Here is a 13,539-nt window from a genome sequence, read left to right on the forward strand (position 1 = left end):
GAAGCGTAACCCGCGGAAACACGCGGGATTACGGGATTTCCCGGCAGCCGAAGAAAAGTGAGGTGTTCCGGAAATCAGGTCTGCTTCCAGATCGCCCCGGTGTGTTTCTCCCACTTTCCGCCGCCCGCGAGGTCGGTGTTGAACCACTCGTCGCCCATGGAAGGGGCGGGGATGGCTGCGTCGCGCTCGGCCTGGGTGCCGACGCCCCTGTGGATGGCCTCCCGCGCGGTGAGCCCCTGACCGAGCCGGTCCGGGCCGAGCAAGTCACGCCATCCAAGGACCGGTGCCCGCAGACGGGAAACGAAGGTCCGGTAGGCGGTCGCATCCTTGGCCGCGCGGTAAAGGAGCAGCGAGCCGTCGGCGTCCCGGACCAGACTCGGCGTATAGCATCGTTCGAGGAACGGCCCGCTGCCGTTCTTGAACACGGGGTTGATCTCCGCCTTGCGCCAGTGGACACGATCCCACGACCATGCGTAGCCGATTCCGGCGTTTCCCGCGGAGCCCCCGGAGTAGAGCATCCACCATCTCCCGTCAGGAAGCCGTTCCACATGGGCGGCGGATACGTAGCCGTTCGCTCCTTCCCAAGGCTGCGGGTCGATCAAACCGGTGAGGATCGGACCGTTTCCGATCAGTTTCCACTCGACGGCATCGTCGGAACATGCCAAGCCGAGGCTGTCGTTGCCGCCGGTCGAGGCAATGAAATACATGGCGTAGCGCCAGGTGAAAGGTCTCCCTTCGACCGAGGTGGGCAGCGGGTTGTACCAGAGGAACGACGGCCCGTAATGGCCGCGGTTCCAGACCTGGACGCTTCCCTCGGTGACCAGGTCGCCGGCGCACGGAGTGTCCCACGTGAACGCGGCGGGGTCGACCGACGGATCAGAGATCGCTGTGCGCAGCCCGGCCATGGCATAGGGCTGGTTCGGAACATCCGGGTTCCAGTAGAGGATGCGCAGCCGGTTTGCGGTCTCCAGCGCGCAGACTACGTGATAGCCGTTGGCTGCGATGCCGGTGACCTTTTTCTCCGTGTCCCAGGAGAGACCGTCGTCGGAGAAGGCGCAGCTCATGCCCGCGCCGTCGCCGTAATAGGCGATAAAATTTCGGGCGCGGGTTCCGTCGTGGAAAGCGCCCGGGGACCGGAGAATGCGGACATAGTAAGCGCGCCCGGCCGTAAGAGGCAGGACGTGCGGGTAGCGGTGGTCGAACACCACCGGCGGCAGCCCCTCGGGTGGTTCCGCTCCGGAGGGGACCAGCAGCAGGCCGAGGTCCACTGCGCGGAGCAGGTCCGGGGTCATCGCCTGAACGACGGCGGTCCTTCCGGGCCCGAGCGTACCGATCAGCCCGGGCAGTTCCAGAATCGTGTCGGTGTTGCTCTTGATGGTGATGCTCATAGTTGGTTCCTCCCGGCCTGCGCCGCAAGCGCCGCGGCGGACAGGTCTTCATGCAGGTATCCGGCGTCCATCAGTTCTCGGTTGATCCGCCCGGCTTCGAGCTCCTCCCGCCGGATTCGGGCCATGAGTCCGGAGAACGCCTCCGCGGCCTCCGGCTCAATACCGTGCAGTTCCTCGATGCGCCGCAAGCGGGCGTCGAGATTGGCGAGCAGATCGAGGGTGTGATCCCGCAGGACGCCCTCGCGTTTTTCCTGGGGTGATGGAATGAACTCGGTCAATCCGCCTTGTCTTCGAACGATCATGACATCCCTCCGATCAGCTCAGCGTCGCGCCGAGGGTGTGAATCCTCGGGTACACCAGGTTGTTGCCGGTCATCTCCGCCTTGTAGCGGACTTTGTTTCCGTTCGGATCGGTGAAGTTTCTCGTGAGCGTGTACTCGGTCCACTCCTGATCGATCTCCCGCGTCGTTTGGATCGACATGGGCTCCCAGTTCGCGCCGCCGTTGTTGGAGGCGAACCAGTTGATGGTGGTCCCGCTGGGGATGTTCATCTGGGTGTAGACCTTGGTGGAGGACACGCCTTGGGTGAGCTCGTTTTCGCGGTTCAGATACGCCCCCGCAGGGTCGTTGAGATATCCGATGAGGTTCACGTCCTTGTAGTTCAGCGCCGGGGAATCGTTGACAGCGTTGCTGGAGAAAAGGGCACGGACGAGCACTTGACTTGCCAGGTTGGGGAGTCGTTCCTCTTCCGCGGGCACGATGGCGTCCCAGATGACGCCGCCGTCGGTCGAATACTCCCAGACGATACCGGTAGCCTCGGGGATGGAGGAATACTCGTCCAGGTTCAGATCGCTGAACTGCACCCCGGTGATGGGCTGAAAGCGAACCTCGCCGGTGGACTGGAAGTCATAGCCGTAGATTCTCATGGTGAGATCGGAGCCGTTGAGCGGCGTCCATGTCTCGGCGTTGGAGCTCTCCAGCAGTACGCCCGCCACATAGGTCTGCCGGGTGATGACGCCGTTCTGACCCAGTTGCCCCAGGGTGGCGATGCGCACCCGGTAGTTGGTGCTGTTGGTGAGCAGCACGACCGCGTAACTGGTGTCCGCCTGGGCGTAGAAGGGATCGGCGAAGACGATCTTGGTCTCGGCGTTCAGGTTGACCTCGCCCGGGGCCACGACCTTTTCGGCCAGCACGACCTCGTTCGGCAGTCCGGTTGTGACTCCGCGGATCTGCACCGTCACGGGCACCGTCGCGTCTTTCTGAGTGAACCAGACGCCCACGGCGGAGATGATGCGGTTTTCGGTGAAGCTGAAGGTCTGGGCCAGGGGATCGCGCCTGCGGTTGCGGAGCTGCCATCGCCAGACGATCCGCTCGACCGGGACGCGGATGATCCGCGGCGGCGACGGCTGGACGATGATCTGCCGCTGGACGATGGTCCGCTCGACCACGACCCGCTCGATGCGGGTGATGATCAGGGGATCGTTGATCTGCAGGTTGGCCTGCGCGGAGTAGACGCCGTCGGTCACCTCGACGATACGGTTGCCGTTGCGCGCGTTCTCGGGGATGACGAACGATGCGGTGACACGGCCCGCGGTATCCGCGTGGACACCCGACGCCACCACCTGGCCGTCGCAGCGGATAGTCACGTTGTTCGCGTTGGACAGAAAGTTGGACCCGATCACGGCGATCCCGGTCTGGCCGCGTCTGCCGATGTTCGGCGTGATCTCCACCGACGCATCGGGTTTCTCGAACACGGCGTAGGGGTTGATGTTCTTGACCTCGGACCAGTCGGTCTGCTCGATAAGCACGCGCTCCGCGGCCGGGAGGAGCGCGAGGCTTCCCTTGAACAAGGCGTTGCTTGCGGAGGGGTTCACATCGAGCACGGTGGCCGAGGCGGCCCTGTCCGGTGCGGCGAAGCGGCGGACCCGGTCGATGCGAGCGCTCCACTCGCTGTGATAGATGTCGGACTGGGCGTCGTTCGAGAAGTCGTCGGAATAGACGCCCTTCTTGGTCTGGGCGTCCCGGTTCTGCAGCTCGTTGTTCATCTGAAACTGGGCGTCGTTGTACTTGAGGTCCTCGACGTCCTTGATGATCTCGTGGATCTGGTCCATGGTGATGCGGGTCAGCCCGAAATTGACGACCGTCAGGTCCACCGAATTCGGCGGACAATCGACGCTGCACAGTCCGAGGGTGCCTTCCGGAACGATGGGCAGCTTCGGCCAGTCGGCCGGAGAACCTTCCAACCGTTTGATCTCGCGGGTGGTGGCGTAAATGATGTCCTTGCGTCCGATGTAGTAGTCGTAGTCGATGCTGCAGTTGGAGCCGCCTACCGGCTCGTCGCCGATGTTGGTGCGGCCGAAGTTGATGATGGAGAGGTTGCCCGGTTCGATCTGTACGGGAGACATGGTCAGGCCGCTCGTGTTGGAGGCGGGCGGGTTGCCGCCCACGATCTCGTCGACGCCGTCGTCGATGTACGACGTGACCCCGGAGGCCACGTCCTTGAGCCGCTGGAAGTCCGCCCGGACCGTATTCTGCGTGCCTCGGTAAACACGGTATCCGGTCGCGCCGCTGACCGGAAGCCAGGAGAGGCGGTTCATCTCCCCGGTCAAAGTATCGCGCGACACGACCTTGGCCGAGTCGTACTGAGTCTCGCCGGTGGCGCTCTGAACGGTGACCAGATAGAAATACTCGTCCGCCGCCGGGTGCCCCGAGCGTCCGAACCAGCCGCCGTCCACGTAGTCCGTCCCCTTGATCATCTGTTTTGTGTAGGTCCAGCGGACGGTGTAGGTCGTGCCGATGGCGGGTTCGTTGCCGGAGCCCAGCCAGTCGACGTAGTTCCCGGACTGCTGCCAGTCCGCGCCTTCCTGAAAGACCGTCGCACCTTGGCTCACCTCGAGGATGTCCACCACCGGGTTGGGGACGAGAAGATCTTCGCCGCCCCCGACGGAGCCGCGGGTGATGTTGGAGACGATCTCCACGATGGCTTCGACCTGAGTGGTTTCCTTGAGGGGCGTGCTGTTGAGTGCGTACCGCCGGGTTCCGACCACGTAAGTCTTCTGCTCGCCCCGGACCGACTTGACTGCCGTGGATTTGGGCACCAGGGTTGTCGTGGGCATGTCCTTCTGCAGGCGGAAGCCCTGAATGTAAGCGCGGCCCGCGTTGGTGATCACCTCGACGTTCTCGCCATCGTTGTCGCCGATAAAACTGTCGAGTCCTTTCACCAGGTAGCTGCCGGCCTGGTCGTAGGTCCGCTCCGCCAGGTTCTGGAGAAGCGAATTCAGCCCCTCGGCGGCGGCGAAGGCGAGCTGGTCCTCGGTGATCGACGCTACCGTGATGCGGCTTCCCGGCAGCGTCCCGAGCAGGTCCTGGAGATAGAGGTTCGATTTCTCTCGGACGGTCGCGGTCACGTCGCTGGTTTCGCGGTCGAACTTGTGGAGGGCGACCACCTTTCGCTGGGTCACGTTATTGGGCAAGGCTTCGCCGCTCGTATCGTGGTCCTTGAGCGACAGGACCCACTTCTCCCGTTCGGCGGTGGGTTCGCCGGTGGCGGGATTGATGAGCACGGCGTCCTGGTTATAGCCGTAGTTGTACTTGAGCAGCTCGACATAGACGTAATCCGCGCCGCTCGTCTTGGCCGGGTCATAGGTGAGCACCGCGCCGGGCACGCGCTCCAGGCAGCCGTCGATGTAGACCAGCCCTTCGGCTACGGTGAGCACATTGGCCGCGACCGTCACACCGAATCCGCTTACGATGGCCCCCTCCTTGAAGAGGATGTCCGCGAGCTTCCTGCGCTCCTGGTTGATGATGTCCTGCTGCTCGTTGAGCTCCGAGTCGAGCAGGTCCCGGTCCTGGTGATAGCGGACCCGCTTGTAGTTTTTCGCCGGGTCGAATGTATCGCGCGAAATGGACATGGTCTTTCCTCCTAAATCTTGATGACCCCGACCAGCTCAACCCGCGTGTCCGAGGTCTTGTTGAAGTCAGGGATGTTCTTCACTTCGTACAGATAGCCGGGATCAAGCACCTCGCCGGTCGGATTGGTGTCCGGGTGGTAAACGCCGTTAGCCGCATAATCGGACTGGAGTCCGGCGATGTAGGCCACGTCGCCGCCGAAGAATCCGTATTCCCGGATGGTGATGCCGTTGGCTTCGTTTTCCTCGAAGCGGAAGAAGACGCCGATGGTCTGGGTCTCCTCGGCGGTCTCGATGTAATGAATGCCGTTGACGATGAGCGTCCCTTCCGGGTCCTCCTTGAGAAAGGTGCGCTTGTATTGCTTTTTGCGGGCCCGTTCGTTCTTGAGCGCTGTCTGGTCGATATCCGGCGCGGGCGGATTGACGGGATCGGTGAACGTGGCGTCCCCGTCACCGATAGCGCAGTGGGTGATGCCCTCGATGGGATCGCCCATGAGCAGCCGCGCGGTGAGGATGCGGCCCGTTTTGACGATGAGTCCAAGTGACATTCGTATTCCTCCTTCAGGTCTGGATCGTGTGGCCTTCGCGGATCAGCACTGCGAAGACGGTCTGGCGCGCTTCCGCTTGACGGGCTGTCTCGCGCACCACAAGCTGTCTCGAATCCGCCGTCCGCTCGATCTCGGCGGATACCGCGGAACGGGTATCGCTCAGCCGTTCGACCGGCCGGTGAATCCGGACGGCTGCGTCGGAAAGGACCGTCGGGAAACGGACCACCCATCCCCGCAGGTCGAAGCTCCGCAGGACCGGCCGAAAGATCACGGCCTGCATGTCGGCTGGGGCGTCCACCTCCGCCGTGATCCGCAGGGCCGCGTCCGCATCGTGCCGGATGGTCCGCGTCGTCGACGCCGCTCCGACGGCTTCGAAAATGACCGCCGGTAAGGCCGGCATCTGGGCGCGGTTCATCGGAACCACGAAGCCCGAGAGCGGCAGGACGGAGAGCTTGTTTCCGCTACGGGTTGCCACGTCTCAGCCTCCCGGTGATTCTGTTCGCCTTGCCGACGTTCCGGACCACCCGGAACATCGGGGTCAGGCGTCCGGCCGTAACGTCGGTCTCCTTTTTGTTGCCTTGCCTCACCGCCATGGGATCACTCCTTCACCGCGCACCAGCCCGGACCGGACAGGTTGAAAATCTTGTAGGTGACTCCGCCGAGATCGAGGACATCTTCGGAGTCCGTGATCCCGCCGCCGTGGGCGTAGACCTCGATCAGTTCGCCCCGCAGCTCCTTGTAGGCCGCCGTCGTATGGGCCGCGAGCCATGGAAACAACGTGATGAGCCCCTGGCGCTGGTCGGGATTGCTGGCGGTTTGGAAACCGCCGTGGGCCGCGCCGCACGAACCGGTCTGACCGGTCGCGCTCGCCCAGCCGTCGAACTTGTTGAGGGCGTAGAAGCTGCCCGGGGACTGGTAGTGGCCGACGACGACCGGCTGCGGGTCCTCGCCGATCTTTGCTCCCGACGCATAGGCTGCAACGAGGCTCGCCAGAGTGACGGTATTGGGGGACGCGACCGTATCCACCGCCGTCACCTGGACGCGTTCGATTCCCGCGTTGTCCTTGATCAGATAATAGCCCCCTACCCTGAAGATGGAGGCGTCGTTGACCTGCAGTGTGATGCCTGAACCCGGAGATGCGGCCGCCTGCGTGACGGCGACGGCTCCGGACCAGAACCGCTTCAAGATGCCGCAGTAATGCGCGTAGTAGACGGCCGCGATCTTGGTCACGATGAAGACGTGATCCATGTCCGCGTAAATCCAATACAGGAACGCGGAAGCATCCACGGTCTTGATGTAGGTGTAGCTGGTGTTGAACGCCTCCTTCACGCCCGCGTGTGTCGCCGCGTCCCAATACAGGTAGGCGCGGACCGCGATTCGGTCGGCTGGGGTGTCGTTGACGAACCGGAGGAAGATGTCTTCGGCTCCGCTCTCTCCTGCGGAGGCCAGCACGTAGCTGGGCTCGGCGTCGCCGGAGCGGTCGTCCCGAAGCGTCCAGCCGACCGTTCCCACAAGGAAGTCTTTCAGGCGGACGAGGAAATCCGCGGTGTTTGAAGCGGTGCCGGATGTGCTGTGATAGGCCATGCGTTCCTCCTACAGAATCGGGTTTTCCGTACCGGTGAGCCGGAGTTTGATGTCGGTTTTGTTTTGCACCGGCGTTCCGGGCGGCACCGTGCAGCGACGCCAGAATGAAAGAGTCACGTCGTGCGCCTTGTCGCCCAGGTTGAGCGGTGCGCCTCCGACGGCGGTACCGAGACCCGCCTGGGTCAGGGCCAACGCGTACCAATCCGACTCGTCGCCGCCGGCGACATCCACCGGTTCGATCACCAGCCCGGTATAGTCGTACCCGGAATAGACTGCGGCACCCGGATCATGGGCGGCCGGGATTGTGCCGCCGTAGCCGCGTTCAACCGCGAGGACGGTCGTCCCGCCGCCGCTCAGGATGCGCATCTGTTCGTCGTCGACGATGATGATTTCGCCGTCGGTGAAGCGCGGTGCCGAAAGTTGCAGGGAGGTCGCCCCCGATGCCAGGGCCGCGGCGAGGATCGTCTGTTCGTTGGCTACGAACAGCTCCTGGTCTTTCGTTTCCCCGTCCGTGCCGTTGTAGGTGTCGTCATCGGGATTCACGAGGTCGCCCTCGGATATCCTCTGGGTCAATGTGATGTCTTCGTACAGATGTATCGCCATCGATCTCTCCTATGCCGCCGGCCATTGCGTGACTGTGTACTGGTTCGCCGCCGCCTCGAAACCGGCGGTCGCCTGGGCGTGATCGTCCCTCTGCCGGTAGCGCCATCGGAGGCACGGCTTCGACTTGCGGAAGCCCGACCCGTTGAGCGGCATCGAACCTAGCCGCATGGGCCGGGTCCGGTCCACGGACAGGAGCAAGCCAGTGTGGTTCAGCCTGCGGTGGTTGAGCAGAAGCGTCTCCACGCGTCTTCGGCGCGGAATGCCCGTGTCCACGTCCATCTCGAAGGATGCGCGGGCCTCGGTCACATAGGCGTCGGTCAGTTCGGCGAGGTTGAGCGCCTTGTTGTTCAGGGAAAAGCCGGGCCTGCGGGCGCGCCAGCGGTCGACGATGTCCCATGCGCCGGATACCTCCGACCACTGAGCGTCGGCGTAAGCTGTGATGAAAAGGTGACGGCCCACGGCCGCGCCGGAGACCTTGTCGTCCCTTCCGAGCCTCGAATGCCCGACGCGGAACCAATGGGAGAGCCGCGACCGCTTCCCGTACCGGTGCGTGCGGCGGTCTCCCGCGAGGTCGGGCGCATCCTGGACAGCTTCGGCGAGCAGGTCTTTCTGCCGGAATTTGATCCGGCAGGGCTGAGCGGAGCGGTTCAGACGGGAGCGGTTCAAATCTTGGCCCGCCAGCCGGATGAACGAGACGCCCGGTTCCACCACGGGCTTGGTTTCGATCTCGCAACAGAACGCAGCGCGCCGTTCGCTGATCCAGAGGTTCGGCAGGCGTTCGATGTTGAGGTTGCCGGTGTTCAGGCGGAACCGGGGCGAACGGCCATGCCAGCGGGAGACGCACACTGCGGCGCGCTCGATATCCTGCATGAGCGTGGTGCCGTCGGTGATCCGCCACCAACCCCAGGTCTTGTTCTTGCGGGTGAGATGGAAATCCGTGTTCAGGGCATTGTGGTTGACCACGAACGTTTCGTGCAGATGCCCGAGACACACGCGTTCGACGACCTTCTTTATGACCGCCTCGAAATCCGACTCCATGGACAGGAGCGTGTAGAGCCACTGCAGGAAGAAAACCCGCGTACCCGCGGGATGATGAAAGGGCAGCGCATCCCGGACTCCCTGGACGAGGTTGTCGCTGTCGATGCGATAGACCCCGAGGCTGTAAATGAGCCCCGGAAGCTTGGCCCTTCCGACCACCGAACGGCGGTTCAGACGCAGCGCGTTGTGGAAAGTCTCCTCGATGCGCCCCTCCCACCCGATGTCAACGAGCGAGCGGCCGATGGCGGGAATGGTTGCCTTGCGCCGGTAAATCTCTATGGCCTCGCGGATAAGCCTGCGCTGGGCGGCAGCATCTACGGTGGGATCGAAACGGTGACCGACGATCCCGCCGAGAAACGGCAGGAACCGCTCCTCGCAACGCCCGATGTCGAAGATCTCGGGGAAACGCTCGGCCAGTACCTTGAGTTCGTCCAGGCTCGCGGCCGGAACTTTGAGAAAAGCATCCAGATCGCCGGACTCATCCCGTTCGCGGTAGAGCGGTGGAAGGAGGTCGATGAGTTTCTTTTCGAAGTAGGAGGACATCAGGACGCCCTCCGCACGTCGAGGTTGACCTGACCGAGCGCCGCGATCTGGCCGGCGCGGATATCAACGTCCTGGATGGGCGTGTACATGCGCACGTGGCTCACGCCCCGCACGCCGTCCAGGAGCGCGACCAGATCCGAGAAATGGACCGGTGCGCCGAAGCTCATGCGGTCGAAGGCGAAGAAGTCCGCCAAAGCCTGTTCGACGCGGCTCCGGACCAGGTCGAGATCTTCGCCGGCATAGGCGAACACCTCCGCGTCAATCGAGACCGGCCGGTAGACGGGATCGAAGAGATTGATCTCGACGGTGATGACTTTGCGCGATTCCAGGTATTCGGCGAGGTCCTGTTTGAGAAGCGTTGACGGCGGGCCGCCGCCGTCCGGGGCCACGGCCATGTTGACCTGGTAGTAGCGGATGTTCTTGCAATCGTTGACGTCGAGGACCTGGGCTTTGGCCACGCCGGGAAACCCTTCGGCCAGAGCCAGGTAATCCTCCTTGGTGACCGCTTTCCAGAGCGAACGCACCTCGGCCGGGGCCTGTCGGCGGGCGTGTTCCAGCGTCTCGCGGTCCGCTCCGCCGGTCGCCGGGACCGGGTTGGTTACCGCGAGGGGAACCAGACCGCCGTCGAGGTAGATGGGCGAGAGAAGCTCAGAGACGAGATAGGGACCGAGGTTGCCCTCGGCTCCGAGGGATTCGAGGTATTCGACACGGATTTCCGCGCCGGTGTCGGGCTTTGCTCCGCGCAATCCGTCGCCGAAGATGATCCGGGTGATGTCCAGCGCATCGGTCTCGGCCATGAAGTGGCGCGAATCGGAGCCGCTTTCCTGGAAGTGGGATACCTCGATCCATTCCTGGTCCTGCACCCACACACGGATCGAACCGTTGGCGATTTCCTTTCCGGATAAGATGATCGGATCGCTCGTTTCCCCGTCGGCCGTAAAGGTCTCGGTCTTGCGTTTCCCCTGGCGCGCGCCCACATCGACGCTCGTCCGGGTCCTCGGGATCGTCGCGTCTTCGGCCGTCTCGAACACGATGTCGTTTTCTTCCAGACGGGCCCTGCACGTCGTTCCTACGGGGATTACCAAGTCTGCGTCGAGCGGCGCGGCCAGGGAGAAACGCAAAGCGGTCGTCGCAGCCACCGGCCCGTCGAGCCGGTAGCTGATGAGCTTGCAGAGGTTGATGACGTTCTGCCGCTGGCGGGCGGTGGGCAGAAAGGCTTCCGCCGCCTGGGCGTCGAGATAGTAGGCCAGCATGTCGCCGATGCCGCAGAAGAGTTCCAGCAACACCACGCCGAGATCGGACGCGTTGAAGTCCGTCCAGCGGTCGGTGAGCTGCGGCACCCGCGCCAGCAGTTCCCGGCGAAGGGAGTCGTAGTCCTTATTCGTGTAAGTGATGCTCGCTCTGCCCATTTCCGTTCGTCCGTTGCGGTTCGGTCACAAGTGGTCCCACCGGACGAGCCGGACGAGGACCCGCTTGTTACTTACCGGCGACGGAGCGGAACTGTCGGGGCGGAGCGGATGGGCGCGGTTCGCGGTAGAAGGGATAGACCAGGTTGCCTTCCACCTGGCTTTGGATGACGCGATAGGCGATGCGGACCGGGAGAAGATTGCGATCCTTGTTCGAGGGGGAATCGTCGAAGGACACACCGGTGATGACGATCCGTTTCTCCCAGCGTTTCACGGCGTCGATCACGTAATGGCGGATCAGGCCCTTCAGCACCTCGTCGTTCGGTTCGAACACCAGGTCCTTGAGTTTCGAGCCGAATTCCGGGCGCATGAACCGTTCGCCCGGCCGGGTGCCGAGAATCTGGATGATGCTCTCGTGGATGTGCTCGTGCTCGGTGGAGGTGGCCAAGGAAACCTGCGCGCCACCGGACCGCCGCTGAAAGCGGAAGGGGAACTTCAGCCCGCGTCCGAGAAAATCCAAGGCCATCAATCACGCTCCTCGCAGATGCAGGCGGGCGGGTCACCGGAACCTGGGTCTCCATTGGAGTCATCGTCGTCCGGGAAATGAATGACCAGGTCCAACCCGCCCGCCATGGCGACATGGATCGTGCCGTCGGCCTCGATGACGCCCTTGTGACCGCTTTCCATGGCCGTAAAGCCCTTGGCCCCGCCGGGTACCAGACGAACCTCGATATCCTCGCCCACGCCTTCGATCCGGGAAATGCCGAGCATTACCGAGGTGCCCGCGGGGTTGCCGATCATGGCCGTGTGCTCTGACTGAAATACATCCAGCCGGTAACCGCCCGGCAACTCCACGCGGTAGCGCCCCTGCGCGGTCTGTGTCGGATCGATGTCCAAGGGCAGCCCTTCGATTCCGGCCGCTTCGTGGGTCATACGCACCGCCTCGGGCTTGAGCATCAGCTCCCGGCCGTCGGGAAGCGTCACCACGCCGCCGCGCGCGGGTTCGAGAGGGGTCACAGAGCCATCCATGCCGATGGCCGTCAGTCTTCCATCCGGTCCCACCCGAACCATGACGCCGTCGGCGAGGGTGAAAATGCGTCCTCCGTCGGGGAGGTCTCTCACGGCGGTGCCCGCCGGCATGGCGACGAAGGGGTCGAAGTCCGGCGGCATCGGTTGATCCACGACCTGCATGTATTGCTGCGCGCTCTCGGCGTGCGCTTCCAGTACCGTTTGAGCTTCCGCCCGAAGGGCTTCGGATGCGTCGTGACTCTGCTGCAGAATGCCTTTGATCTCGGCCAGGCTGTCTCGAATCTGCTGGAGATAGGGCTCCTCACCCTCGCCGTCCGTCACGCCGAGACCGGCCGCAAGCAGACGCACCAGCGCCATAATCTCGTAATGGGAGGGCGATGAACTGGTCTGTTCGACGATCGGCCCGCCGCCGTCTTCTCCGTATCCGTTTCCGACAACCATGTTCCGTCAACTCCCGATAGGTATGAGTTCGATGTTCTGCACGAACCAGCCGTCGAACTTCTGGTAAAGGCCGTCACCCGTGTCCCAAAGAAACCGCAGCGTGACCGTGCCGCCCGTGAATTGAGACAGGTCGATGGTCTCGGTCCTTCGCGGAACGGGGTACGGCTGCAGCGGAGCGCCGTTCATGTCGTAAGTCGGATTGAAGCTCCGCATAGACCACCAGTCGACATAGAACTCGAGCCGGTCGAAGTAGGGTCCGTCCACGCTCTCGATCTCGCCCCAGACATCGAAGCGGAGGAGGTAGTCCCGGTCCAGGGTCACCTCCGATGCAAGCTCTCCGGTCACGCGGATATTGCTGCCGGAAGCGTCGTACCATCCGGAGAAATAGTAAAAGTGCCACGTTCCGTCCGGTAGAAGCTCCACGTAGCCGGACGGTCTCCAGTCGAGCACCGCCGCGGCTTTGGGCTTCTCCACGTCGACCTGGATGTATCTGCGGGATGACACCACCTCGTCCCGAATCGCCTCGGCCACGATGATGGTCGCGCCGGGTGTCGCGCCGAAGCGCAGCACACCGTTCTCGACCCTGGCGATTTCCGGATGGACGGACTCGAATCGCACCTCGCCGCCGGGCGATCCGATGACCGCCACCGGGACCGCTTGTTCCGTCTCCCGATACGGTTCCCGGATCAGAGAGGGAGCGACTTCCCAGAAGGACAATGGAAGGTTATGTGGGATAGTCATAACCATACCCGTCGTACCCTCCGCCTCCGCCTTGTCCGTAATCGACGACATCCACCTGGATGTAGCGGACGCTGTCCCGATTCTCCGAGTCGTAAGCCATGACGACCGTCGCACCCGCCTGCCAACCGAGGTTCAGCCTTCCGTCTTCGTCCACCCAGGCGATGTTGGAATCGGCGGATTCGAACTCGATCTGTCCGGTGGGAGCGCCGCGCACGGAAAGCGGTATCGTCACCGACCAGCCGGTGAGCGACACCTTCACCGTCTTGGGGAAAACGTCCCAGTAGTGAAACTGCGGTTCCTCGAAGTCCATCC

General features: G+C 63.3%; 14 protein-coding genes. All 14 read right to left on the reverse strand.

Annotated elements, in window-relative coordinates:
* Positions 1–74: 74 nt before the first annotated feature.
* A complete protein-coding gene (locus ACZ5IU_RS01270; protein WP_464419731.1) occupies positions 75–1,388 on the reverse strand; it encodes a hypothetical protein in 1,314 nt (437 codons plus the stop codon).
* Entirely contained in the window at positions 1,385–1,690 is a 306-nt protein-coding gene (locus ACZ5IU_RS01275; protein ID WP_464419733.1) for a hypothetical protein, read from the reverse strand. Before ACZ5IU_RS01275 ends, ACZ5IU_RS01270 begins: the two co-directional genes overlap by 4 nt.
* A 13-nt stretch (positions 1,691–1,703) precedes the next feature.
* A complete protein-coding gene (locus ACZ5IU_RS01280; protein ID WP_464419735.1) occupies positions 1,704–5,297 on the reverse strand; it encodes a DUF4815 domain-containing protein in 3,594 nt (1,197 codons plus the stop codon).
* A gap of 11 nt (positions 5,298–5,308) precedes the next feature.
* Positions 5,309–5,842, reverse strand: a complete 534-nt coding sequence (locus ACZ5IU_RS01285; RefSeq protein ID WP_464419737.1) for a hypothetical protein — start codon at positions 5,840–5,842, stop codon at positions 5,309–5,311.
* Positions 5,843–5,855: 13 nt separating this feature from the next.
* Entirely contained in the window at positions 5,856–6,317 is a 462-nt protein-coding gene (locus ACZ5IU_RS01290) for a hypothetical protein (RefSeq protein WP_464419739.1), read from the reverse strand.
* Positions 6,304–6,435: a hypothetical protein gene (locus ACZ5IU_RS01295; RefSeq protein WP_464419741.1), complete on the reverse strand. Its 132-nt coding sequence runs from the start codon at positions 6,433–6,435 to the stop codon at positions 6,304–6,306. The genes ACZ5IU_RS01290 and ACZ5IU_RS01295 overlap by 14 nt, the downstream gene beginning before the upstream one ends.
* 4 nt (positions 6,436–6,439) lie before the next feature.
* Positions 6,440–7,426 carry a hypothetical protein gene (locus ACZ5IU_RS01300; RefSeq protein ID WP_464419743.1) on the reverse strand — a complete coding sequence of 329 codons (987 nt, stop codon included), beginning with the start codon at positions 7,424–7,426 and terminating at the stop codon, positions 6,440–6,442.
* A 9-nt stretch (positions 7,427–7,435) separates the two neighbouring features.
* Complete coding sequence (locus tag ACZ5IU_RS01305; protein ID WP_464419745.1) at positions 7,436–8,029, reverse strand: hypothetical protein; 594 nt, start codon at positions 8,027–8,029, stop codon at positions 7,436–7,438.
* 9 nt (positions 8,030–8,038) lie between these two features.
* Positions 8,039–9,610, reverse strand: a complete 1,572-nt coding sequence (locus tag ACZ5IU_RS01310; RefSeq protein WP_464419747.1) for a phage tail protein — start codon at positions 9,608–9,610, stop codon at positions 8,039–8,041.
* Complete coding sequence (locus tag ACZ5IU_RS01315) at positions 9,610–11,019, reverse strand: baseplate J/gp47 family protein (protein ID WP_464419749.1); 1,410 nt, start codon at positions 11,017–11,019, stop codon at positions 9,610–9,612. Before ACZ5IU_RS01315 ends, ACZ5IU_RS01310 begins: the two co-directional genes overlap by 1 nt.
* Before the next feature lie 67 nt (positions 11,020–11,086).
* Positions 11,087–11,542 carry a GPW/gp25 family protein gene (locus ACZ5IU_RS01320; RefSeq protein ID WP_464419751.1) on the reverse strand — a complete coding sequence of 152 codons (456 nt, stop codon included), beginning with the start codon at positions 11,540–11,542 and terminating at the stop codon, positions 11,087–11,089.
* Entirely contained in the window at positions 11,542–12,486 is a 945-nt protein-coding gene (locus ACZ5IU_RS01325; RefSeq protein WP_464419753.1) for a hypothetical protein, read from the reverse strand. Before ACZ5IU_RS01325 ends, ACZ5IU_RS01320 begins: the two co-directional genes overlap by 1 nt.
* Positions 12,487–12,492: 6 nt before the next feature.
* Positions 12,493–13,233: a hypothetical protein gene (locus ACZ5IU_RS01330; RefSeq protein ID WP_464419755.1), complete on the reverse strand. Its 741-nt coding sequence runs from the start codon at positions 13,231–13,233 to the stop codon at positions 12,493–12,495.
* Positions 13,211–13,537, reverse strand: a complete 327-nt coding sequence (locus tag ACZ5IU_RS01335) for a hypothetical protein (RefSeq protein WP_464419757.1) — start codon at positions 13,535–13,537, stop codon at positions 13,211–13,213. Before ACZ5IU_RS01335 ends, ACZ5IU_RS01330 begins: the two co-directional genes overlap by 23 nt.
* Positions 13,538–13,539: the final 2 nt, after the last annotated feature.

The sequence above is a fragment of the Lactivibrio alcoholicus genome (assembly GCF_055390895.1).